General features: G+C 41.5%; 20 protein-coding genes and 1 pseudogene. 15 read left to right on the forward strand and 6 right to left on the reverse strand.

Annotated features, from left to right (window positions below; all coding sequences use genetic code 11):
• Positions 1-26: 26 nt before the first annotated feature.
• The 14 genes and pseudogenes from aroK to FTU35_RS04620 all read left to right on the forward strand — a co-directional run bounded on the left by aroK (position 27) and on the right by FTU35_RS04620 (position 17025).
• On the forward strand, positions 27-569 hold the full coding sequence (gene aroK / locus FTU35_RS04560; protein WP_004974468.1) for a shikimate kinase AroK: 543 nt from the start codon (positions 27-29) through the stop codon (positions 567-569).
• A gap of 18 nt (positions 570-587) precedes the next feature.
• The gene (aroB, locus tag FTU35_RS04565) at positions 588-1667 is read left to right on the forward strand and encodes a 3-dehydroquinate synthase (protein ID WP_180064531.1); all 1080 of its coding nucleotides are present in this window, start codon (positions 588-590) and stop codon (positions 1665-1667) included.
• A 10-nt stretch (positions 1668-1677) separates the two neighbouring features.
• Entirely contained in the window at positions 1678-2523 is an 846-nt protein-coding gene (locus FTU35_RS04570; protein ID WP_180064532.1) for a hypothetical protein, read from the forward strand.
• Between the two features lie 593 nt (positions 2524-3116).
• A complete protein-coding gene (gene gltB, locus FTU35_RS04575) occupies positions 3117-7592 on the forward strand; it encodes a glutamate synthase large subunit (protein ID WP_180064533.1) in 4476 nt (1491 codons plus the stop codon).
• A gap of 91 nt (positions 7593-7683) precedes the next feature.
• A complete protein-coding gene (locus FTU35_RS04580; protein ID WP_180064534.1) occupies positions 7684-9105 on the forward strand; it encodes an FAD-dependent oxidoreductase in 1422 nt (473 codons plus the stop codon).
• Between the two features lie 291 nt (positions 9106-9396).
• Positions 9397-9987 carry a LemA family protein gene (locus tag FTU35_RS04585; protein ID WP_019836149.1) on the forward strand — a complete coding sequence of 197 codons (591 nt, stop codon included), beginning with the start codon at positions 9397-9399 and terminating at the stop codon, positions 9985-9987.
• 19 nt (positions 9988-10006) lie between these two features.
• Positions 10007-11113: a YgcG family protein gene (locus tag FTU35_RS04590; protein ID WP_180064535.1), complete on the forward strand. Its 1107-nt coding sequence runs from the start codon at positions 10007-10009 to the stop codon at positions 11111-11113.
• A complete protein-coding gene (locus tag FTU35_RS04595; RefSeq protein ID WP_180064536.1) occupies positions 11107-11667 on the forward strand; it encodes a TPM domain-containing protein in 561 nt (186 codons plus the stop codon). The genes FTU35_RS04590 and FTU35_RS04595 overlap by 7 nt, the downstream gene beginning before the upstream one ends.
• Positions 11668-12220: 553 nt before the next feature.
• Positions 12221-12595 carry a prepilin-type N-terminal cleavage/methylation domain-containing protein gene (locus FTU35_RS13560; RefSeq protein ID WP_373686811.1) on the forward strand — a complete coding sequence of 125 codons (375 nt, stop codon included), beginning with the start codon at positions 12221-12223 and terminating at the stop codon, positions 12593-12595.
• A 58-nt stretch (positions 12596-12653) separates the two neighbouring features.
• Positions 12654-14282 carry a PglL family O-oligosaccharyltransferase gene (locus FTU35_RS04605; protein WP_180064537.1) on the forward strand — a complete coding sequence of 543 codons (1629 nt, stop codon included), beginning with the start codon at positions 12654-12656 and terminating at the stop codon, positions 14280-14282.
• Positions 14283-14361: 79 nt separating this feature from the next.
• Positions 14362-14493 (forward strand): annotated as a pseudogene (locus FTU35_RS13460) (type IV pilin accessory protein); the annotation flags it as partial.
• A 153-nt stretch (positions 14494-14646) separates the two neighbouring features.
• Positions 14647-16278 carry a PglL family O-oligosaccharyltransferase gene (locus tag FTU35_RS04610; RefSeq protein ID WP_180064538.1) on the forward strand — a complete coding sequence of 544 codons (1632 nt, stop codon included), beginning with the start codon at positions 14647-14649 and terminating at the stop codon, positions 16276-16278.
• A 218-nt stretch (positions 16279-16496) separates the two neighbouring features.
• Positions 16497-16739 carry a type II toxin-antitoxin system ParD family antitoxin gene (locus FTU35_RS04615; protein ID WP_004974509.1) on the forward strand — a complete coding sequence of 81 codons (243 nt, stop codon included), beginning with the start codon at positions 16497-16499 and terminating at the stop codon, positions 16737-16739.
• On the forward strand, positions 16732-17025 hold the full coding sequence (locus tag FTU35_RS04620; RefSeq protein WP_179994080.1) for a type II toxin-antitoxin system RelE/ParE family toxin: 294 nt from the start codon (positions 16732-16734) through the stop codon (positions 17023-17025). The genes FTU35_RS04615 and FTU35_RS04620 overlap by 8 nt, the downstream gene beginning before the upstream one ends.
• Positions 17026-17188: 163 nt before the next feature.
• On the opposite strand, the gene bfr is transcribed toward FTU35_RS04620, so the two are convergent.
• From bfr to gmk, 6 genes are all read right to left on the reverse strand, one after another.
• Positions 17189-17653 (reverse strand): bacterioferritin, encoded by a 465-nt coding sequence (gene bfr / locus FTU35_RS04625; protein WP_096901270.1) that lies wholly within the window; start codon positions 17651-17653, stop codon positions 17189-17191.
• A 251-nt stretch (positions 17654-17904) separates the two neighbouring features.
• Positions 17905-18099 carry a bacterioferritin-associated ferredoxin gene (locus FTU35_RS04630; protein WP_178866789.1) on the reverse strand — a complete coding sequence of 65 codons (195 nt, stop codon included), beginning with the start codon at positions 18097-18099 and terminating at the stop codon, positions 17905-17907.
• Positions 18100-18271: 172 nt separating this feature from the next.
• Positions 18272-18655, reverse strand: a complete 384-nt coding sequence (locus FTU35_RS04635; protein WP_004809961.1) for a RidA family protein — start codon at positions 18653-18655, stop codon at positions 18272-18274.
• A 122-nt stretch (positions 18656-18777) separates the two neighbouring features.
• Positions 18778-20880 (reverse strand): bifunctional (p)ppGpp synthetase/guanosine-3',5'-bis(diphosphate) 3'-pyrophosphohydrolase, encoded by a 2103-nt coding sequence (locus FTU35_RS04640; RefSeq protein WP_180064539.1) that lies wholly within the window; start codon positions 20878-20880, stop codon positions 18778-18780.
• Positions 20881-21368: 488 nt separating this feature from the next.
• Positions 21369-21650, reverse strand: coding sequence for a DNA-directed RNA polymerase subunit omega (rpoZ, locus tag FTU35_RS04645; protein ID WP_004809957.1), 282 nt, complete (start codon positions 21648-21650; stop codon positions 21369-21371).
• A 76-nt stretch (positions 21651-21726) separates the two neighbouring features.
• Positions 21727-22350 carry a guanylate kinase gene (gene gmk / locus FTU35_RS04650; protein WP_004974513.1) on the reverse strand — a complete coding sequence of 208 codons (624 nt, stop codon included), beginning with the start codon at positions 22348-22350 and terminating at the stop codon, positions 21727-21729.
• 134 nt (positions 22351-22484) lie between these two features.
• Here gmk and ispH point away from each other — a divergent pair, with 134 nt between their 5' ends.
• The gene (gene ispH, locus FTU35_RS04655) at positions 22485-23435 is read left to right on the forward strand and encodes a 4-hydroxy-3-methylbut-2-enyl diphosphate reductase (protein ID WP_179994083.1); all 951 of its coding nucleotides are present in this window, start codon (positions 22485-22487) and stop codon (positions 23433-23435) included.
• The last annotated feature ends 31 nt before the right edge of the window (positions 23436-23466 follow it).

The raw sequence follows: 23466 nt of genomic DNA on the forward strand, positions 1-23466 counted from the left end.
TTTAAACAAAATTTATAGGTGACTCCTTGCTAAGCAAAGAGTTTGACACCCTACCAAATATCTATTTGGTAGGGCCGATGGGGGCAGGCAAGACCACTGTAGGACGCCATTTGGCGGAATTGTTAGGGCGTGAATTTCTAGATAGTGATCATGAAATTGAACGCAAAACTGGCGCTACGATTCCTTGGATCTTTGAAAAAGAAGGTGAACAAGGGTTTCGTAGTCGTGAAACAGCGGTTATTGATGAGTTAACCACACGGCATAAACTTGTACTTGCTACAGGTGGCGGCGCGGTGACTCAAGCCCCGAATCGAGACTTCTTAAAACAACGTGGTATTGTTGTTTATCTATATACCCCTGTCGAAATTCAACTTCAGCGAACCTATCGCGATAAAAACCGTCCTTTACTTCAAGTCGAAAACCCCGAACAAAGATTACGTGATTTGCTTGCAGTGCGTGATCCGTTGTATCGTGAGGTGGCACATTATATTATTGAAACCAATCAGGGTGCTGCGCGAGATTTGGCGCAAAAAATCTTAAATACGATTGTTTCAGAGCAAATATCTTAGGTAGAAAGCGACTTTTTCATGCAGACTTTACACGTTGAACTTGGCGATCGCCGTTACCCAATTTTTATTGGCAGTGATCTTCAACCCCAAGAATTACTTGCACCTTATATTAAAGGTCAGCAAGTCATGATAGTGACCAATACCACGGTTGCACCTTTGTATTTAAGTCATTATGTGACGGCTGTTGAAGCACTTGGTAAGAAAGTGGCAACCTGTATTTTGCCTGATGGAGAAAAATACAAAGATATTCAGCATCTCACCCTTATTTTTGATGCCTTGCTAGAAGCGGGTTTTAACCGTGATTGTACGGTGCTGGCTTTGGGCGGTGGCGTGATTGGCGATATGGCAGGTTTTGCTTCGGCAAGTTTTCAGCGTGGAGTGTACTTCATTCAAGTACCGACCACTTTATTGTCGCAGGTCGATTCAAGTGTCGGTGGCAAAACAGGGATTAATCATCCATTGGGTAAAAACATGATTGGCGCGTTTCAGCAACCCCAAGTGGTGCTGGCCGATATGTCGCAACTGAATACTTTACCTGAGCGTGAGTTGTCTGCAGGCCTAGCCGAAGTCATTAAATATGCGCTTTTGGGTGATGTCGAGTTTCTAGAATGGCTTGAAACGCACATGGAAGCATTAGTGGCGCGTGATCCTGCTGTACTGGCAGAAGCGGTATATCGTTCATGTGCACATAAAGCGCGTATTGTTGCCAATGATGAAAAAGAGCAAGGTGAACGCGCTTTATTGAATCTTGGGCATACTTTTGGGCACGCAATTGAATCTTATTTGGGTTATGGTGAATGGTTACACGGTGAAGCTGTTGCGACAGGGATGGTAATGGCAGCCGATTTATCACAGCGTATGGGCTGGATTTCTGCAGAAGATGTGCAGCGTACAAAAAATATCATTTCTCGCGCCAATTTACCGATAGTATGTCCGCAAATTCCACTGGATCAGTTTTTGGCTTATATGGCACACGATAAAAAAGTGCTGAATGGTCAATTACGTTTGGTGCTCATGAAGCAATTGGGTCAAGCCATCATCACCAAAGAGTTTGACTTAGAATTGATGAAACAGGCGATTTTAGCCAATCAAGCATAAAAGGCAGCATATGACAGCACTGCGTACACACTGGCAAAAAATTCAACAGTCAATTTGGTTGCTGGGCGCGGTGCTGTGTTTATTAGCGGCACTGATTTTTTGGGCGGTGACTGACCGTGAAGAACTGGTTGAAATTGAAAAACAACCAGAGTCTGAAATTGAATTACAAATTCAACCCGAGAAGGTTGCTGCAACCACCTATTTGGGTGGCTTGCAAGAAGAAGTCAGACCTTTGGAACTCACCACGCGTTTAACGGCTTCTGGTTTGCATGAGGCTGAGTTTCGCGGTACTAAATTTATTCAGGAACAAAAAAATAACAGCACGATTGAACTGTTTCGGGTCAATGATGAAAACATCATTAAAAGTTTTATTAAAAAGCAAACAGATCGGAGCAAGCTGTTTTATATCCGTTTAAGTGGTGAGGGACAGGCAGAACAATATGTGATGTTATATGGCAGTTTTGGCAATAAACGCGACGCTGCACAGACTTTGACCGCATTGCCATTCAAATTTCCTGAAACCATTCAGCCTGTTGTCGTGCAATGGGAAGATTATATTCCTTATGTGAATGACTTAGGGGCAGATGAGATGGGGCTAAATACCAAATTGCATGCGGTAAATTTACGGCCTGCTGCTGTGCCTAAAATAGATGAAAGTGCTTTGGCACGTCCACCTGCAACCACAACGACTGCACCGACTACGCAGGCAGTTGCACCGCAAAATAGTACCACCAGCACTACAATTACCCGCCGTGATCAGGAGGGTAATGTCGTGGATGTACAAAAATCACAAAGTGGTACAGCACCTGCTCAGCCCGATGTACCTGAACCTGAAGTGCGCGATCCTTTTAACTAATCACAAACATTTCCAATATTCTTTTAGCTTCATTTTAGTCATTCAAACCATCGCTTGCCTTTATTTGTTCTATTCTTTTTGTCTATGATTCGCATTGAGCTATTTTGGCTCAATTGCACCAATTTGATCTAAAAAAATTATTCTTCTCACTAAAAAATGCGTTCTAAAATGGCGCAGCATGGTGTATAAAAATAATGAAATGCACAAAAATAGTGCGAATTTGACTTAAAAATGTGATCTGATTTTACATTTTTAGGGTTAAAGCTGAGATTTGGCTCATGTGCGAATAAAAAATAAAGTTGGCATTGTTTTTGCTTTTATTGGTGCGTGAATTGAGTTGTTGTCCCTATTTTGGCGCAAAAAAGATTCAATGATTGTGCGAAACTGTCAAATTTGCCTGCTACATTAAAGTGTAAAAGTTGCGTAAATGATGGATCGGTTACTCAGGCTTTTTAATCGGCATTGATTGAAATAAATGTGTGACATTTCATTTACCCAAGGTTGATGTTTAGAGTTGTAAATTGAGTTAAATCGCAAAAACAGATTGTTTAATTGGCCCAATTGGGCAAGTAAAAGAAGGGTACGCTATGCACATGCCATCGCCTAATACTGTAGCTCCCGCTCAAGGTTTATACCAACCGGATGAGTTTAAAGATAACTGTGGTTTCGGTTTAATTGCCCATATGCAGGGTGATGCAAGCCATGATCTCGTCAAGACTGCCATTCATAGTTTAAGTTGCATGACCCACCGTGGTGGTATTGCCGCAGACGGTAAAACGGGCGATGGATGTGGTTTGCTGTTGGCGATGCCAAAGCAATTTTTCCGTGAAGAAGCAAAACGCTTAAGTGACATTACCCTGAGCGAAATTTTTGCAGTGGGTACAGTATTTCTGAACCTAGACCCTGCTTTGGCGACACATGCTAAAAATATCCTGACCAAAGAAATTGAAGCAGAAGGCTGTAAAGTTTTGGCTTGGCGTGTGGTGCCAACCAATAATGAGGCATTGGGCGAAATCGCCATGCAGTCTTTGCCTGCTTTTGAGCAAATTATTGTCAATTGCCCATTGGGGGTGACTGAGGTTGAATTTAACCGCAAACTATTTTTGGCGCGCCGTCGTGCCGAGCAGCAATTGACTGCCGATCCATATTTTTATGTGACCACGCTATGCTCAACCGTGATCAGCTATAAAGGTTTGATGATGCCTGCAGCTATTGCAGACTTCTATACCGACCTTGCCGATGCGCGTTTGGCATCACATATTGTGGTGTTCCACCAGCGCTTCTCGACCAACACTTTGCCACGTTGGCCGTTGGCGCAGCCTTTCCGTTACTTGGCACACAATGGTGAAATCAACACCATTACCGCCAACCGGAACTGGGCGATGGCACGTACCCCTAAATTTGAAAATCCATTATTGCCAGGTTTGACAGAGCTAAACCCAATTGTAAACCGTACAGGTTCAGACTCCTCAAGCTTAGACAATATGCTGGAAATTCTGGTGGGTGGCGGAATGGATTTATTCCGTGCCTTGCGTATGTTGGTTCCGCCTGCATGGCAGAACGTCGAAACCATTGATGCCGATTTACGCGCTTTCTATGAATTTAACTCTAAACATATGGAAGCGTGGGATGGCCCTGCAGGTTTAGTGATTCAGGATGGTCGTCATGCCATCTGTATGTTAGACCGTAATGGCTTACGTCCTGCACGTTGGGTGATCACTAAAAATGGCTACATTACTTTGGCCTCTGAAATTGGGGTGTGGGGTTATGAGCCTGAAGATGTAATTTCTAAAGGACGTGTTGGTCCTGGTCAAATTTTGGTGGTGGATACCTTTACTGGCAAAGTGCTCGATACGCAGGATGTAAATAACCATCTGAAAAGAATGCGTCCTTATCGTGAATGGTTACGTGAAAATTCAATCCGTTTACAAGGTAGCCCAGAGCTTGAAGAATATTTGTGTGATCAGGGTTTAAAAGGTGATGCCTTAAAAGCTGCACAAAAAATGTTTATGGTGACCTTTGAAGAGCGTGATCAATTATTGCGTCCAATCGCAGAAAGCGGTCAAGAAGCCGTTGGTTCCATGGGTGATGATACGCCAATGGCAGTATTATCACGTCAGGTACGTCATGTGTCGGATTATTTCCGTCAGCAGTTTGCGCAGGTGACCAATCCACCGATTGACCCATTGCGTGAATCGATCGTGATGTCTTTGGAAACCTGTTTGGGTCGTGAACAAAACGTATTTGAGCAAGGCCCAGAACATGCAGACCGCTTGATTATCTCAAGTCCTGTGTTGACCAACTCCAAAATGCACCAAATTCGCACTTTGGGTCGTAAAGGCTATGAAATTGCAGACATCGATCTGAACTATGCTGAAAATGAAGGTTTACAAGCTGCGATTCAACGGATTTGTGAAACTGCTGCACAAGCGGTGCGTGAGGGTAAAACTTTATTGGTACTCACCGATAAAAAAATCCGTGAAGGTTACTTGCCTGCCAATGCGGTCATGGCGACTGGTGCAGTGCATCACCACTTAATTCAAGTCGGTTTACGTACCGATGCCAACATTATTGTGGAAACAGGTTTTGCCCGTGATCCGCACCAATTTGCAGTATTGCTCGGTTTTGGTGCAACTGCTGTGTATCCATATTTGGCTTATGATGTGATCAATGATTTGATTGCCAAAGGCGAGTTATTGGGCGATCCAGTTTATGCGCAAAGCAATTTCCGCAAAGGCATTGAAAAAGGCTTGCTCAAAGTCTTGTCCAAAATGGGGATTTCAACTGTAGCCTCTTACCGTGGTGGTCAGTTGTTTGAAGCGGTGGGTTTGTCTGCTGAAGTGGTGAATACTTGCTTTATTGGTGTGCCAAGCCGTATTCAGGGGGCTACCTTTGCCGATCTGGAAAATGATCAGAAAAAACTGGCAGATACTGCATGGAAATCACGTAAACCAATTGATCAGGGCGGTTTGCTGAAATTTGTATTTGGCAAGGAATACCATGCCTTTAACCCAGATGTGATCAACGCTTTACACAAAGCGGTGCGTTCAGGCAATTATGCAGATTTTAAAGAATATGCAGAAATCGTGAATAATCGCCCAATTGCAACCATTCGTGATTTATTCAAGTTAAAAACAGACCATTCAATTGCCTTAGATCAAGTGGAATCGGTTGAACAAATTTTACCGCGATTCGACTCTGCGGGCATGTCTTTGGGTGCGTTGTCACCAGAAGCACATGAAGCCATTGCGATAGCCATGAACACCATTGGTGGGCGTTCAAACTCAGGTGAGGGCGGTGAAGACCCTGCGCGTTATGGCACGATTCGTAACTCGAAAATCAAACAGATTGCTTCGGGACGCTTTGGGGTCACACCTGCTTACTTAACCTCTGCAGAAGTTTTGCAGATTAAAGTGGCACAGGGTGCAAAACCAGGCGAGGGTGGTCAGTTACCGGGTGGTAAAGTGAATGGCTTGATTGCCCGTTTACGTTACTCTGTGCCGGGTGTCACTTTGATTTCACCACCACCGCACCACGATATTTATTCGATTGAAGACTTGTCACAATTGATTTTCGATTTAAAGCAAGTCAATCCGCAAGCCATGGTATCGGTCAAACTGGTGTCTGAACCGGGTGTGGGTACCATTGCAGCAGGTGTCGCTAAAGCCTATGCCGACTTCATTACCATCTCGGGTTATGATGGCGGTACCGCAGCATCGCCACTGTCCTCTATTCACCATGCAGGTTCACCGTGGGAGTTGGGTTTAAGCGAGGCGCATCAGGCACTGCGTGTGAATGACTTGCGTGGCAAAGTCCGTGTGCAAACCGATGGTGGCTTAAAAACTGGTTTAGATGTGGTGAAAGCGGCAATTTTAGGTGCGGAAAGCTTCGGTTTTGGTTCAACGCCAATGATTGCCTTAGGTTGTAAATACTTGCGTATCTGTCACTTAAATAACTGTGCAACAGGGGTAGCAACGCAGCAAGATCATTTGCGTCAGGAACACTATATTGGTGAACCACAAATGCTGATCAACTTCTTCACTTTCATTGCGGAAGAAACCCGTGAATGGTTAGCGGCACTGGGTGTTGCGAGCTTGAAAGACTTGATTGGTCGTACCGACTTGCTAGAAATTTTACCGGGTGAAACCGAAAAACATGCGCACTTGGATTTAAGCGCCTTGTTGGAATCGCACCCTGCGGCAGAAGGCAAAGCGCAATACTGTCAGGTTGAAGGCAATGCGCCATTTGACAAAGGCATCTTGGCTGAAAAAATGATTGCAGAGATGTTGCCTGCAATTGAAGCAGGTACAGGGGGCGAATATTACTTTAATGTGAGCAACTGTGACCGTTCAATTGGTGCGCGTATTTCAGGTGAAATTGCGCGTCGTTATGGTAACTTGAGCATGGAACATCATCCTGTCAAATTGAACCTTACGGGTACTGCGGGACAATCTTTAGGTGTTTGGAATGCAGGTGGTTTGCATATCAAACTTGAAGGTGATGCCAATGACTATGTGGGTAAAGGCATGGCGGGGGGACGAATTTCCATCTTCCCACCAAAAGGTTCGCCTTTCCAAACTCAAAACACAGCGATAATTGGTAATACCTGTCTCTATGGTGCAACCGGTGGTAAATTATTTGCTGCAGGTACGGCAGGTGAGCGCTTTGCGGTGCGTAACTCAGGTGCCTTCGCTGTGATTGAAGGGGCAGGCGACCACTGCTGTGAATATATGACTGGCGGGATTGTCACGGTATTGGGCAAAGTGGGACACAACTTTGGTGCGGGCATGACAGGTGGATTTGCCTATGTACTGGATTTGGATAATGACTTTGTAGACCGTTACAACCACGAACTGATTGAGCTGAATCGTATTTCAACGGAAGCGATGGAAGAACATAAAGCATTCTTAGGACGTATTTTAGATGAACACATTGCTGAAACAGGCAGTGCGTGGGCGTATAAGATCCGCCATGAGTTTGATTTCTATAGCCGTAAATTCTGGCTGGTGAAACCAAAAGCTGCCAACTTGCAGACTTTGTTAAAAACTACCCAAGCAGATCCACAATAATCCACGACTCAGCATTCGGCAGGTGTGGATAACTTTAGACTTATACCCAGCGTAAAAGTGAAGTTATCTACACCCACCTACGGAGAAAGACATGGCAGAACGCCTACATAATGACTTTCAATTTCTGGATGTAGCACGACAAGATCCAGAGAAAAAAGATCTCGATGTCCGCAAAAATGAGTTTGTGGAAATTTATAAACCGTTTACTGCAGAAGTAGCGGCGAATCAGACCCATCGTTGTTTGGGTTGTGGTAACCCATACTGTGAATGGAAATGCCCTGTGCATAACTACATTCCAAACTGGCTTAAACTGATTTCTGAAGGCCGTATTTTTCAGGCAGCAGAATTGTGTCATCAAACCAATACTTTGCCTGAAGTTTGTGGACGGGTTTGTCCACAAGATCGCTTGTGTGAAGGCGCATGTACCTTAAATGATGGTTTTGGTGCAGTGACCATTGGCAATGCCGAAAAGTACATCAATGATACTGCTTTTGCCTTGGGTTGGCGTCCAGACATGTCGCATGTGAAATGGACCGATAAAAAAGTTGCGATTATTGGTGCAGGCCCTGCAGGTTTGGGCTGTGCCGATATTTTGGTGCGTAATGGCGTCAAACCGGTAGTCTTTGACAAACGTCCTGAAATTGGTGGCTTGCTGACCTTTGGTATTCCAGAATTTAAAATGGAAAAAGACGTGATGAAACGCCGCCGAGAAATTTTTTCAGGCATGGGGGTTGAATTCCGTTTAAATACCGAAATTGGTACAGATATCACGATTGAACAATTGCTTGCAGATTACGATGCCGTGTTCATGGGCATGGGCACTTATACCTATATGAAAGGTGGATTTGCTGGTGAAGATTTAGATGGTGTTTATGATGCGCTGGATTTCTTGATTGCCAATGTCAACCGTTGCCAAGGCTGGGAAAAAGACCCTGCAGAATACATCAGTGTTGAAGGTAAAAAAGTGATTGTACTGGGTGGTGGGGATACTGCCATGGACTGTAACCGTACTTCTATTCGTCAAGGTGCGCAGCAAGTCACTTGTGCCTATCGTCGTGATGAAGCCAATATGCCAGGTTCACGCCGTGAAGTGACCAATGCCCGTGAAGAAGGGGTGGACTTCTTATTTAACCGTCAACCCATTGAAATTGTTGGTGAAAATGGTAAAGTCACAGGTGTGAAAGTGGTCACCACGCAATTGGGTGAGCCTGACAGTCGTGGTCGTCGAAGTCCAGAGCCTGTGCCAGGTTCAGAAGAGGTTTTAGCTGCCGATGCAGTATTGCTTGCTTTTGGTTTCCGTGCCAGCCCTGCAGATTGGTTTGCCTCTGCAAATGTTGGGGTAGACGGTTCAGGTCGTGTAGTGGCAGCAGAACAGCAAACATTTAAGTTCCAAACGTCTAACCCGAAAATTTTTGCAGGGGGCGATATGGTGCGTGGTTCTGATTTGGTCGTGACTGCAATTTGGGAAGGTCGTCAGGCGGCAGAAGGTATTTTAGATTATTTAGAGCTCTAAACGAGTTTGTTTTGCTTAGATCTTAAAAGGGCTGAGTTTTAAGGAATTCAGTCCTTTTTTCATTGGATATTTATCCTGCTCATCTTCTTATGGAATATATTGCCATCCCTGATTTATATAAGGTTTAAGAGCTGAAACTTCAATATCAATTCAATCTGCTGTACCAGGTTATTTTTTGATGTAACCAGTCTGTTGATATCTCAGATTAAACAAAATACACAAACAGGTCAGAATTTCACGTTAGAATGAAATCATTTCAAACAAATACAAAGAAAATTTAGAGGTTAATGTATGAATTTCACAAAAAAAACCATGCTCGCGGTGGCTTTAACCAGTACTTTGACATTAAGCGGATGTGGCTATAACACCTTACAAGTGAAAGATGAAGCCGTGACTGCTTCTTGGTCAGAAGTCCAAAACCAATATCAACGCCGTGCTGACTTAGTGCCAAACTTGGTGAATGTGGTCAAAGGCTATGCCAAGCATGAAGAACAAGTCTTGACTGAAGTCACTCAGGCACGTGCCAATGTCGCAGGCTTAAAAGTGGATAAGTCGGTATTGGAAGACCCTGCGTTATTCCAGAAATATCAAGAAGCACAGGCGCAAATGACCAGTGCCTTATCACGTTTAATTGCGGTGTCTGAAAATTATCCAGACTTAAAAGCCAATGAGCAATTCCGTGATTTACAAGTACAACTAGAAGGCACAGAAAACCGTATTGCCGTGGCGCGTAACCGTTACATCAGCACAGTGCAAGACTTTAACAGCTATGCACGTCAGTTCCCGCAAGTGATGACCGCAAAAGTCATTGGTATGGACACTAAACCAAACTTCAGTGCCGAACAAAGCGCACAAACAGCACCCAAAGTTTCGTTTGAATAACGCCTAGGAGGATGTCTGGATGCTGCAATCGCACAGCAAGACCTGTATAAATCTAATGCAGATGCTGCTGCTCATGGCAGTTATGTGTTTCAGCTGCTTGGCATATAGTGAAGTTGCCACCGCAACCGATGAAACCGCCGAAGCTGTAGTGCTGGGTAAAATTGTGCAGCAACAGCATCCTCAAAGTGCAAACCCTATTCCTGATCTTACAAATTCACGTCAGCCTACATCTACCACTCAGCAAGCACCTGTAGAAACAACCGTTCAGCAACCGCAAATTGCCAATGATATGGCAGAGGGTGAATCCATCCGTGCTTTGCCGACCTTGAATCAGCCCGTGGTCGATCAAGCCAATTTGCTCACTGCTGCAGAAAAACAGCAAATCAGCCAGCGGATTTTAAATTTACATCAACACGCCAAAGCGCAAATTGGGGTGGTGATTGTACCGACCACAGGGCAGGAAGATATTTTCGATTTTGCCATGCGGGTCGCAGAACAATGGCAGCTCGGTTCTGCCAAGCAAGATAATGGTGTGTTGATGGCAATTGCGGTCAATGACCGCCGTATTCAGATTTTAACGGGTTACGGTTTAGAGGGCGTGCTGCCCGATATTGTAGTCAGTCGGATTATTAACCAACGCATTACCCCCTATTTTAAACAAGCGCAATATGCACAAGGCATAGATGCAGGCTTGGCAGAAATTGAACGGATTTTAAACTTAGACCCCGAAGTTGCGGCACAGGCAGCGCAAGAACTGAAACAACGTCAGGAACAAGCCTTGCAAGAGCAACAGGCGCGTGAAAAAACCTTGGGCACTGCTTTATTTATTTTAATTGCAGGGGTAATTGGCTCACTGATTGTCGGAAAACGCCTCAGTGCTTCAACTGCTGCCGTGGCAGGTACAGTCGCAGGTTTGGTCAATGGTGCAGGCTTAATCACCAGTTTAATGATTGGCGCGGGAATTTTCTTTTTACTCATCACTGCCATTGCACAGACCATTTTCCAAATTTTCTTGTCCTCTGCAGGGCGTGGTGGCGGACGCGGCGGTGGCGGTTTTGGTGGAGGAGGCGGCTATAGCGGCGGAGGCGGTGGCTTTGGTGGGGGAGGTGCATCAGGATCATGGTAACAACAACCGATACAACAGAAATTATTACCCAGCCTAAAACCGAAATAGTGACTCGACCCTGTTTGAAGCGTTGGCTCAAGCACTTCTTTTATTTGCCTGCTACTAAGCGTTTCTTTAATGCGCAGGATCAACATGCCATTGCAGAAGCGGTGACTGCTGCCGAGCATGGGCATGTGGGTGAAATCCAGGTGGTGATTGAAGGTTGTTTACCATCGCGGTTGGCGTATGCGATAGATACGCATACCCGCGCACGTCAGTTGTTTGCAGAGCTAGGTGTTTGGGATACTGAACTAAACAGCGGTGTTTTGCTGTACCTGAATTTGTGTGAACGCAAAGTGGAAATTGTGATTGATCGTGGCATTAAAACAGCAACCACGCAACAGGTGTGGGATGAAGTCTGTACGCATATTGTGCAAGGTTTGGCACAGCAGCAGTATCGACAAGCGGTAATCACAGGCGTGCAAGAAATTGGTGAAATTTTGGATGCGTTTTACGACCGCCAGTTGCTAGATCAGCAAAATGAATTGAGTAATGCCCCGATTATTTTGGGCTGAGAGCTGTTAGTATTTCTTTCTTTTTTGATCACCCTCCTTGCGTCATACATGGCTCACCTTTTTCAAAGGGGGAGGCTTGAAAAGCATGTTTGTACATGAAGTCAATTTTATAATGAATGTTTCTCTCTTTTTTTAAGAGAGCTTAGGAAAGATTTCTAAACATGAGCAGCATTCTTCACTTCATTTGGCTCACTTTTTTCAAAAAGGGGGATGTCTCATTAGCACAAAAGATAATCACCGCACACAAGCTAAATTTGCCGAAATTTAGATCAAAAATGCAAATAAATGTGTGAAAGGTTTATTTTTAAAATAAAAAAATGTGACCAGCTGCTCTAAAAATGACAAAATTTGTTAAATTTTTATTTTTAACCTGACAAAATTTGTCACTTTTTAACAAAAATACACATTCAAATTTAAAGTTCTAAATTTTTTTTGTGTAAGGTGCTGTTTTTTTGTGGGAATTGTCTATAATAAAAGTTGGCACGTTTAGTGCTACTATTAAAATAGCTTACAAAGCTTATAATTAAATTAACAACATTTGTGGAGAATGTTTATGAACGCTCAAAAAGGTTTTACCTTAATCGAACTAATGATCGTTGTGGCTATTATCGGTATCTTGGCGGCTATCGCCATTCCGGCTTATCAAAATTACTCTAAGAAATCCTCTCAGAATGCATGTTTAGCAGAAGTTAAAGCTTATGCAAATACTGTTTACACTGATATAAATGATCCTAATATGACTTTCGCATCTGCATTAGCAGAAGTTAACAAAGCTTCTGCTCCAGTTGGAGCATGTTCTGCTGTTAATATTACAGGTACTACTGCATCTACTGTTAAAGTAGTTGGTGATATTAAGAATCCTTTGGATGCAGCTAAAGATCAAGTTGAATGTGATTTAGCAAACAACGTTAAATGTGAAATTAAGTAATAACTTAATCAGAAAAACCACACTACTATGTAGTGTGGTTTTTTTTGGAAATTTTATAATGAAAAAGCTGTTTTTTTTATTTTTTTTATTTTCTATAGGAGTATCTTACTTAGTACCTATACATTATAGTCCTTGGCTAACATTTTTAAGTGAAATTCTGGTTTTTGTAGGTTGTATTTTTTTAATATTAAGTCTTTTTAATAATAAAAATATTATTTTACCAAAAAATATTATTCCAATTTTTTTATTATCTTTTCTACCAGTAATACAGTTTTTTTTAGGTCAAATTTATTTTTTTAGCCACGCTCTTATAAATTCATTTTATTTAATCACACTATTTTTTTTGATTATTATTACATATAATATCGTATATAAAAATGAGTATGAAAAAACATCTTTTTTTATAAATTTAAACTGGATGTTTGTGGTAGTTGGTTTTATTAGTGCTATTTTTGCAATATATCAGTGGTTAAATCCTGACTTTAATATAGCGTTTATCACTCCGTTAGTGGGCTCACGACCGTTTGCAAATTTCGCACAGCCTAATAATATGGCTACTTTTCAAATTATTTCTTTTTTAAGTTTAATTTATTTATATTTAAAGAAAAAAGTTAAATTTTATTTATTTTCTATCTTAACTATAATTTTTATATTTTCTATAGCTTTAACTCAGTCCAGAACTGCTGTTGTTACACTTGTATCCTTGTTATTTGTTTTTATCGTTTTTAGAAAAATTGCACATACAAAAGTATTAGTTTATTATTTTTTTTCATTTATTTTTTATTTTTTATCAAGTATTTACTTGGTAAATGTATCAAACTTTATAGCAAAAATATTTGGATTGAATATTGTTAATATTAGTTCTAGTGTCGAAAGAGGTGTAAGTAGTAGTGGTCGTATAGATTTTTGGATTCAAATGTACTACGCAATTCTAGAACGACCTTGGTTTGGTTATGGTTGGAATCAAACAGCGCTGGCACAATATCAAAATATGGAAAAATATCCAATTGGTGTTTGGATAACAAGTAGTCATAATTTATTGGTTGATATAATAGTATGGTGTGGAATACCTATAGGTGTATCATTTATTTTATACTTTATATATATAATTTTTAGTTCAATATTAAAAATAAAAAAAATAGAGGAATTATTTGCTTTTTGTATGATTGTAACTTTATTGGTTCACTCAATGCTTGAGTATCCTTTGCATTATGCATACTTTTTGATACCTTTTGGAATTTTTATAGCAATAATATTATCAGCTAATCCAAGCTTAAAATTTTATACTTTTTCCTTTAGATATATTGCTATATATAGTTTTTATCTAATACTAGGTTTGTTTTTTGTTTGGAAAGACTATTTGCTTTATATTGAGGAGAATCATAGAGCGATTGATCATAGTTTATATAACTCTAATGTGAAATTTAAACAGAAGCGAGAGTTATATATCTTAGATGAGTTAAATTTTAGATTATATTGGATTTCTCTAAATCCGAAACAAAAGCTAAGTGAGGAAGAGATAGAGGCTATAGGAAAGATGGTTTCTCTTTATTTGACACATTTTGATTTATATAAGTATGCGAAAGTTCTTGCCTATAATGGATACTCTAAGGAGGCTAAAGATCAGCTTAAATTAATTAAACAGCTCTATAAGGTTGATCGGCCCTATAATAATTTACTTAATTAGAAAAATTAAGAGTTTCTCTATATAATAACTCGAATTTTATATAGGGTTGTTATAAGCTCGTATTAGAAAATTAAGTTAAAAGACTATAGAAAAATATCCAAAAGCCGATGCGTGGCTACCCTTAAAAGCCAATGCAGTCGATATGGTGGTTTTAGTCAACAAAGAATCTGCAAGCATCATCAAAATAGTAGATTTAAGACCGTGGAAATAATTTCTTAAGTTAAAAATGGGGAGTTTAAGTATTCCCCCACACAATTATTCCATTTCGAAACTGGTAGAATTCCAATCAAACTTGCTACACAAGGCACTATCATCTTGCCTAAAAAAATATAAGATAGAGCCAGTTTTTTAGTCTAGTTTTCTTATGAAATCTGCATTGCTACTTTTGTCTGCCATCCACATCTCCCTTGCATGGCTATTGCCCATTCACTACCGCCCGTGGGTCACTTATACAGGTGAACTTTACGCATTTTTTGCCCTGTTTGCGCTTGCCGCCTGCCTATTCAAAGAAAAAATACAGATACCTAAAATCAGCCTGCCATTATTGGCATTATGCAGTATTCCCTTCATTCAATGGGGCTTTGGCTTGGTCTATTTCTTTGATAAAGCCTTGCTTAGCAGCGTGTATATCTTTAGTTTTTGGCTCGCGATCATTTTTGGCTATAACCTCACGCAAATCAACAGCGAACGTGAACGCATCTTTACAGGCTTTAGTTATGTGCTGCTTGGCGTGGGAAGTATTACTGCATTCATGGCAATTTGCCAGTGGCTCACACTCGATCAATACCTGCCTATTATGGTAGATATTAAAATCGGACAACGTCCTTATGCCAATTTCGCCCAACCGAATAATATGGCGACCTTTTTGGTAATGTCACTCATGGCATGCCTATATTTATACGAAAAACAAAAACTTAAAACCTTGTGGATTGTGATTGCTGCTGCCATGATTTTGGTGGGTGTGGTACTGAGTCAGTCGCGTACTTCATGGTTGGCATCGCTGTGTCTCTTGACCTATTTGAGCTATCAACAATACCGTGGCGTGATGCGGATTAAATGCCGCTATAGCTTGCTGTGGTTTGCCGCATTTATCGGGCTGATTTTTATCGCACCTGCTTTTAGTCAATTGCTCTCACAAAGTGCAGACCTTTCGGTGCAATCTCGTGATGTGGTACAGCGCGCCACAGGTGATATGTCACGCTTGGCCATTTGGCAGCAAATGCTCGCTGCAATTGAACATCAACCGTGGTGGGGCTATGGTTGGCATCAAACCAGTGTGGCTTATGTGAGCATTAGTGAATTTGTACAAGGCCCTGTGTGGATTCGCAGCGCACACAATTTTATTTTGGATTTTTTACTTTGGAATGGTGTGATACTAGGCGTACCATTTTTGGCGTATTTGGGTTATTGGGCTTACCAGCTGCATAAATATACCCAGTCGGTGGAATCGGTTGTGGGGATTTTAATGCTCGGTGCATTTAGCGTACATGCCATGCTGGAATTTCCACAAAACTATGCCTACTTCTTGCTGCCTGTTGGTTTTATTATCGGCATGGTTCAATCACAACGTGTGGTAAAAAGCTTCTCTTTATCTGCAATTTATTTACGCAGTACTTTTGTACTTGGCGCATTGTTGTTGATGCTGATTTATCGTGATTATGAAGTGATGGTGCCTAAATTGAATCAGTCGGTACGCTACGAACATACACCTGAAAAAATCACCCATCAAGAGCGTATTTTGGTACTCGAAGAATTTAACCGCCGCATTGCGTGGATTCGTTTAAATCCTTATAGCCTACAAACGCCTGATCAATTGCAGGATATCCATGAAATTGTGTTGAATTATCCAACCCGCTACGATTTATTGAAATATGCACGCGTATTAGCATTTAACGGTTATGAAGCAGAAGCCAAAAAGCAATTATGGTTGTTAAGCACTTTGTGGCAGGTCAATGTAGATTATGCGACTTTATTGGATGAGGCAAAGCCGCGCTGATTTGTGTAGCGCAAGGAGGGGGATTTGAAAATAGTGAGCCAAATATGGTGAAAATTTTCAATGTTGAAAATCTCTCCCAACTTCTCTTTAAAAAGAGAGGGGGTATTCATTATAAAATTGATTTCATGTGCGAAAATTTAAAGAGATGCTGAACTTTTGTTCAGATAAAGGGAGTTGTGTTAGAATTGTATGATCTATTCACACAATAAGGCATGCTGATGGCGAGAACTACAAGTGTAACAATTGGCCCACAACTCGATAACTTTGTGAGCAAACTGATTGAATCTGGACGTTATGGTTCAACCAGTGAAGTGATGCGATCTGCACTAAGATTATTGGAGCAGCAAGAAAATCAAACTGCAGCTTTAAAGCAAGCGATTGAAGCAGGTGAGAACAGTGGAGAAAGTACACTTAGCCTAAAAGATATTGCGGCTCAAGTGAAGCAGAAGCATCGTGTATAAGCTATCAAATTTAGCTGTCGACAACTTCACTGCTATTTATGAATACACCTTACTTAATTTTGGTGTAGCTCAAGCTGACCAATACACGCAACATTTGGAAAATACCTTTCATTTGTTAGTGAGTTCACCGCTGATTGGTTATGCATGTGTAGATATTGGCGAGGGAATACGCCGTCACGATCATCATCAACATGCTATTTTTTATAAAAAACAGGATTATGGAATTTTTATTATTCGGATATTGCATCAACAGATGCAACCCATGAAACATTTTTTTGCGTTATAAATACTTTTTTATAAATCCAAGAATTTAAAATGCGCATAAGTAAAATATATTGATATTGAGAGCTTCTTCATTAGAGAGGCAAGATACTGAATTTTAGGTAAAGTGCCCCAAAAAACAAAAGACTGGAAAACCAGTCTTTTGAGTTATCTAAACCAGATGAATCTTAGAGTTGGCTTTGAATATAGTTTTCAATACCCACAGTTTCAACCAAATCAAGTTGTGTAGTTGCCCAGTCTAAGTACTCTTCTTCTTTTTCTAGAATTTCCTGGACCAAATCACGAGTCACATAGTCGAGTTGTTGCTCTGCCAAAACCACCGCTTTTTGAATCGCTTCAATATTCTCTTTGACTTTTCGTACATCGCAATTCAGCACTTCAGCAGTGTGCTGACCAATATATAATTTACCCAAATGTTGTAAATTTGGCAGACCTTCTAAAAACAGAATACGCTCAATAATTTTATCGGCATGCTTCATTTGACGAATCGATTCTTTGTATTCAGCCGAACCGAGTTGTTCAATGCCCCAATCATTAAACATACGTGAATGTAAAAAATATTGGTTAATTGCAGTCAGGTGATGATACAAAACTTGGTTTAACTGATTAATCACATCGCGATTGCCTTTCATTGCAGCACTCCATCAACAATTTCTGCCTTAAACCGCTTAAGGCAATCTATGCTTCTATCTTAAACAAGACTGGGCAAAATGGCGAGTGATTTATAGAACGGCAAATGAAAATCGCAATCAAAAACAATTGGCTAGGCAATGTGGAAAAATGTAAGCCAAGAAAAACCCGCTGTAGTCGGAAGCGGGGGAGGAAAAACACGGTAAAAAATTAAAATAACTAAATGTGGGGAATGTATTGGAAAATACGAACTTTATGCAGCAATGGCAAGACGAGAGGCAATTTGAGCAATTTCATCACTGATGATGGCACGAGTTTCAGGTGCGCAGCGACCGCAGCACGTACCTAAGTCAAACATATCGCGAATTTCACGATAGCTCTCTGCACCATTGGCAACGGCTTCTTTAATGTCTTGATCTGTAATACCACGGCATAAGCAAACGTACATGAATGCAACCACAATAATTGAAATAAGATAAGAGTTATTATTGATAATTATTATCGTTTGTCAATAAAAATCATTTGAAAAGTCATTTATTGTAATTGGGTTTTTGAATTAAAAAATGCCACTTAATAGGTGGCATCGTTTATTTGTTTTTAAGTATTTGAATGATAATGACTTATGAATTGATAATCACAACGCCATCCATTTCAACTAAAGCACCTTTAGGTAAGCTGGCCACACCTAAGGCTGCACGCGCAGGGTAAGGTTGTGCAAAATATTCACCCATAATCTGATTGACCAATTGGAAGTGTGATAAATCGGTCAGGAAAATATTGAGCTTGGCAATATCGGCCAAAGAGCCACCCGCCGCTTCGCAAACGGCCTTTAAGTTATCAAATACGCGGCGAATTTGCGCTTCAATGCCTTCTACCAATTCCATGCTGTATGGGTCTAAACCAATTTGACCTGATAAATAAACAGTATTTCCCACCAAAATGGCTTGTGAGTAAGTACCAATTGCTGCAGGTGCATTTTCAGTATGGATGACTTGGCGAGACATTGATTTCTCCTAAAATAATTTATAAACATCATAGACCATCAGACTGCATCACAGTAGTCTTATTGGCAAATAATGCGAAAAGTAGTGTCTGTATTGTGTAGGCAAATTGCCTTGCCAAGCCCTTAACAGGCTTTGGCTTCTTCGGCAATGCTAATTGGACGCGCTAAACGGCTAATCCGTGGGAAACCGTAGTGCATACGCAAATCACGAATAATTTTGGCAATTTGCTTACGGTTATTGACCACAATATTCACATGAGTCTTGCCATCGTGGCTGCGTACCATTTCCACACCCGTTTTGGCCTTACGACATTGATAGATCAAATCGGAAATTTGTTCGTCATTCATATCCATATCAATGCTGAGGTAAGCCGTAAAACTCACGTCATCCAAATCTTCCGAAGTCCATTGTAGCGGCATGATATTTTCAGGATGTTGATGTTGCTCATGCAGTAAGTTATTGCAACGCGCACGATGCACAATCAAACCGCGACGTGACAAGTTGCCCTGAATCGGGTCGCCCAGCACAGGATTGCAACAGTGTGCATATTTCACGTCAATGCCTTCTGTGCCTTGAATCAGACGGTCAGAATGTTCGTTGCTGTCCTGATCAAGTGCGTAAATGTGATTTGCCACCAACTGCGGCAATAAATCACCCACTGCAATTTGCTCAAATAAACGGTCTTTGGAGTCGATATGACGCCATTGCAACACATTTAACCAATCTGCCTCAGTCAGGTCTTGAATCGAGTGATTAAACAATTTCAGCGCACGGTTCAGGGCTTGCTGTCCCACTAAACGCTGTTCTTCAATATCCTGATCACGCAGAATGTTTTGTAAGGCACGACGGGCCTTTTGGGTATTAATAAAACTTAGCCAGTCTGGGTTTGGTGTGGCTAACACATCGGTGATGATTTCGACCACTTGCCCGCTGATGAGTGGTGTTGACAGCGGTTTGCTTTCACCATTAATTTTTGTACCGACGGCGTGGTTACCTAAGAATAAACTGGCTGCATAGGCAAAATCAACCGCGGTGGCGCCTTGCGGCAATTCATGTAAATGTCCGTGCGGGGTATAAACATGAATTTTCTCTTGGTGCAGATAATCCAGTAAATCGCTAAATGTAGTTTTGGCACATTCACCATCAATCAACACATTCAAGCTTTTCATAGAGGCTTGAATGGCAGAACGACAAGCTTGTGGTGCGTTTTCACCCAAGACCACGCCAAAACGTGCGGCTTTACGCATCAATTCGGTTTGAATGGTGAGTGATAAGGTAGTTTGCTCACCTTTTAGACGCATCATTAGCGATTGGTTGCCACCTGGCAGTGGGCGACGGATATGATCTTCATAATGTAAGACCTGAAAGCTGTCACGTAAAATAACAGCCAAACGGTCACAGTCAGCAATACTTTGTAAAATAATTTCGAAGGCGTGGCTGTGGGTCAGTTCTTGTAGATCAATATCGTTTTTAACAAAGTGGCGCAGTAATTCTATATTGTTATTTTTCTTTTTAATCCGACCGGTAATTTGATTGTCTTGGAGTAGGTCGGCAAGATTTTGTTCCCATTTAGATTGGTATTCGCAGCGTTTTGGTTTGGTGTGCAAAAGGGCAGCTTGCACATCGTTATACATATCTAAATCAAGATTTTGATAACACAGATGTTCGAGGTTATCTGCCATTTCATTCATACCCACGATACGTGCCATGGGTACAAATACATCAAAGGTTTCTTGGGCAATACGGGCACGTTTATCTGGTCGCAGCGCATCTAAAGTGGTCATGTTGTGATAGCGGTCTGCCAGTTTCACAATAATGACACGTGGATCCTGTAAGGTCGCTTGCAGAATTTTACGGAACGATGCGGCTTTGTTGTATTCCTTGTCGCTGGAATGGCTAAGTTTGGTCACACCATCGACTAGTTCGGCAACGGTGCGTCCAAATTTTTCTGTGATGTCATCTTTGCTGTAGTCAGTATCTTCAATGACGTCATGCAATAGGGCAGCAATGAGCGTGTCGGCATCCAAACGCATGTGCGCCAAAATACAACTGACCGCAATCGGGTGTAACACATACGGTTCACCACTTTTACGGGTAACGCCATCATGCGCATGCTCGGCATAATCGCAAGCCGTAAGCACCTGTTCGACTTCACTTACGCTAAGGTAAGGTTCGATCATGGCTTGAAGCTGTTGTTTGGCTTGGCTGACCATCGTGCCTGGCATATAACACCCTTTAAAATACAAGTGATAACGAATCTACAGTTAGACCTTATAATGAAAAGCATATTGCATGACTTGTCAATTTTTTTCATGCCAAAATAGTGATAAATTTGGCACTAAATTAGGGTCTGTTGACACTTCGTCTATGTTTGCGACGATGCATATTTTTTAGCTGATATAAGGCATGAGACAGGAAATTTAGTCATTCTAAATGACTGACTCATAACGCAATAGCAGCAAAAAATATGCTCGTTCCGAAGGACTGTGGCTAAAACTTTCTCAGATTGCGTTATGAAACTTGGCAATAGTCTCGCTATTCCCTTCGTTTCATGCCTGATCTGCTCAGTTTTAGCCTACAGCGCAAACCATTTATGAAATGTCAACAGACCCTGTGGTCTTAATCCTTATGTTATAACGGTTTTTAGCGCAAGATTAAAGTTCAGACAACAAAAAAGCCTAGTAAAAAACTAGGCTTTTTTAGAAAGTTGCTCTTATTGGAAAGAAAAACCATCTAAATTCAAATTATTTGCAGAAAGTGCAAGGTCAAGACTCGAAGTTTGATAGTCTTGATCACGTTGTTTCAAAATGTCTTTAGAAACGTGACCTTCTGCAATTTCACGTAAAGCAACAACGGTAGGTTTGTCGTTGTCCCACTCAACGGTAGGTTCTATGCCTTGACGTGCCAATTGACGCGCGCGCTTGCTTGCCACTAGTACAAGCTCAAAGCGGTTGTCTACATGGTCTAAACAATCTTCAACGGTAACGCGTGCCATAAGAATTCTCGTTCGAATAATAAATTTAAACAGACTGTGCAGTATAAGGTGCTTTGCTTATAGACTCAAGTTTTAATCACGCGCTTGGCGGGCTAATTAACTTTTGAATCAAGGCTTGATGACGATGCGCCTGCTGCGCCATCACCAAACGATTAGCCGTAATCACCGATTCTAAATCGTGCAGAGCCTTATTAAAGTCATCATTAATAATCACATAGTCAAAATTGACATATTGTTGCATGTCTTCAACTGCACAGCCTAGACGATGTTCAATCACATCGACTGCATCGGTGCCACGGTTAGACAAACGCTCGCGTAAATCAAACTGACTTGGTGGAAGAATAAAAATTTGCTTCGATTCAGGAAAAAGATTGCGTACTTGCTGAGCGCCTTGCCAGTCAATTTCAAGTAACACATCGTGACCTTTGGCTAACTGCTCTTTAACCGTCGCTTGCGCGGTGCCGTAATAATTGCCAAACACCTCTGCATACTCAATAAAACCGCCTTGTTCTACCAAGTCGATAAAATCTTGTTTTTGCGTGAAGTGATAATGCACACCATCGAGTTCGCCGGGACGTTGACCACGTGTTGTGTGAGAAACTGAAACGTGTAAATTATTCACACGCTCAAGCAGGGCTTTAACGAGGGATGTTTTGCCTGTTCCTGAAGCGGCAGAAACGACAAACAATAGACCCGACATGATATTTTTCCTGATATGATAAAATATCTTCTCTATTTTAGAGTAGACGCCCCTTAAACAAAATAGCCAAGATGGCTTTTGTTGGCATAAATTTTAAAACATCCCACCTATTTAACTTCAACATAGAGGGTTCTATGGAAATTGTATTGGCGAATCCACGTGGTTTTTGTGCAGGTGTAGACCGAGCAATTGCGATTGTAAATCGTGCCCTTGAGTGTTTTAACCCACCTATTTATGTGCGTCACGAAGTGGTTCACAATAAATTTGTGGTAGATGACTTGCGTCAGCGCGGTGCGATTTTTGTCGATGAGCTGGATGAAGTACCCGATGACAATATCGTGATTTTTAGTGCACATGGCGTATCTAAAGCAGTGCAGCAAGAAGCGGAGCGTCGTGGCTTAAAAGTGTTTGATGCCACTTGTCCATTGGTCACCAAAGTACATATTGAAGTCACCAAATATGCGCGTGAAGGCACAGAGGCGATTTTAATTGGTCATGAAGGACACCCCGAAGTTGAAGGGACGATGGGTCAGTACGACAAGAAAAATGGCGGCGAAATTTATTTGGTGGAAGATGAAGATGATGTGTCTGCACTTGCGGTTCAGCATCCAGATAAAGTGGCTTTTGTAACGCAAACTACTTTGTCGATTGATGATACAGCCAAAGTGATTGATGCCTTACGCCAAAAATATCCAAATATTCAAGGACCGCGTAAAGACGATATTTGCTACGCCACTCAAAACCGTCAGGATGCAGTGCGTGACTTAGCCAATCAATGTGATGTGGTGTTGGTGGTTGGTTCTCCAAACTCATCTAACTCCAACCGTTTGCGCGAGTTAGCCGAACGTATGGGGAAACACGCCTATTTGGTGGATAATGCAGACGAGTTGGAGCAAGCATGGTTTCAGCCGAATACAAAAATTGGTGTAACTGCGGGCGCATCTGCACCAGAAATTTTAATTAAACAAGTGATTCAGCGTTTGCAAGACTGGGGTGCAACTGCCCCTGAAGAGCTTGCAGGCCGTGAAGAAAATATTACCTTTAGTTTGCCAAAAGAGTTACGTATTCCTGTAATACAGGCTTAAACTGCGAAGTACATAACACTCTAAAAAATTG

The organism is Acinetobacter sp. YH12095 (assembly GCF_013419245.1).
GTDB classification, from domain to species: domain Bacteria; phylum Pseudomonadota; class Gammaproteobacteria; order Pseudomonadales; family Moraxellaceae; genus Acinetobacter; species Acinetobacter towneri.

Excerpts from the sequence above, each read along its gene's own strand:
- aroB (WP_180064531.1), top strand. The coding sequence starts at position 588 with ATGCAGACTTTACACGTTGAACTTGGCGATCGCCGTTACCCAATTTTT.
- FTU35_RS04570 (WP_180064532.1), top strand. The coding sequence starts at position 1,678 with ATGACAGCACTGCGTACACACTGGCAAAAAATTCAACAGTCAATTTGG.
- gltB (WP_180064533.1), top strand. The coding sequence starts at position 3,117 with ATGCCATCGCCTAATACTGTAGCTCCCGCTCAAGGTTTATACCAACCG.
- FTU35_RS04580 (WP_180064534.1), top strand. The coding sequence starts at position 7,684 with ATGGCAGAACGCCTACATAATGACTTTCAATTTCTGGATGTAGCACGA.
- FTU35_RS04585 (WP_019836149.1), top strand. The coding sequence starts at position 9,397 with ATGAATTTCACAAAAAAAACCATGCTCGCGGTGGCTTTAACCAGTACT.
- FTU35_RS04590 (WP_180064535.1), top strand. The coding sequence starts at position 10,007 with ATGCTGCAATCGCACAGCAAGACCTGTATAAATCTAATGCAGATGCTG.
- FTU35_RS04595 (WP_180064536.1), top strand. The coding sequence starts at position 11,107 with ATGGTAACAACAACCGATACAACAGAAATTATTACCCAGCCTAAAACC.
- FTU35_RS13560 (WP_373686811.1), top strand. The coding sequence starts at position 12,221 with ATGAACGCTCAAAAAGGTTTTACCTTAATCGAACTAATGATCGTTGTG.
- FTU35_RS04605 (WP_180064537.1), top strand. The coding sequence starts at position 12,654 with ATGAAAAAGCTGTTTTTTTTATTTTTTTTATTTTCTATAGGAGTATCT.
- FTU35_RS04610 (WP_180064538.1), top strand. The coding sequence starts at position 14,647 with ATGAAATCTGCATTGCTACTTTTGTCTGCCATCCACATCTCCCTTGCA.
- FTU35_RS04615 (WP_004974509.1), top strand. The coding sequence starts at position 16,497 with ATGGCGAGAACTACAAGTGTAACAATTGGCCCACAACTCGATAACTTT.
- bfr (WP_096901270.1), bottom strand. The coding sequence starts at position 17,653 with ATGAAAGGCAATCGCGATGTGATTAATCAGTTAAACCAAGTTTTGTAT.
- FTU35_RS04630 (WP_178866789.1), bottom strand. The coding sequence starts at position 18,099 with ATGTACGTTTGCTTATGCCGTGGTATTACAGATCAAGACATTAAAGAA.
- FTU35_RS04635 (WP_004809961.1), bottom strand. The coding sequence starts at position 18,655 with ATGTCTCGCCAAGTCATCCATACTGAAAATGCACCTGCAGCAATTGGT.
- FTU35_RS04640 (WP_180064539.1), bottom strand. The coding sequence starts at position 20,880 with ATGCCAGGCACGATGGTCAGCCAAGCCAAACAACAGCTTCAAGCCATG.
- rpoZ (WP_004809957.1), bottom strand. The coding sequence starts at position 21,650 with ATGGCACGCGTTACCGTTGAAGATTGTTTAGACCATGTAGACAACCGC.
- gmk (WP_004974513.1), bottom strand. The coding sequence starts at position 22,350 with ATGTCGGGTCTATTGTTTGTCGTTTCTGCCGCTTCAGGAACAGGCAAA.
- ispH (WP_179994083.1), top strand. The coding sequence starts at position 22,485 with ATGGAAATTGTATTGGCGAATCCACGTGGTTTTTGTGCAGGTGTAGAC.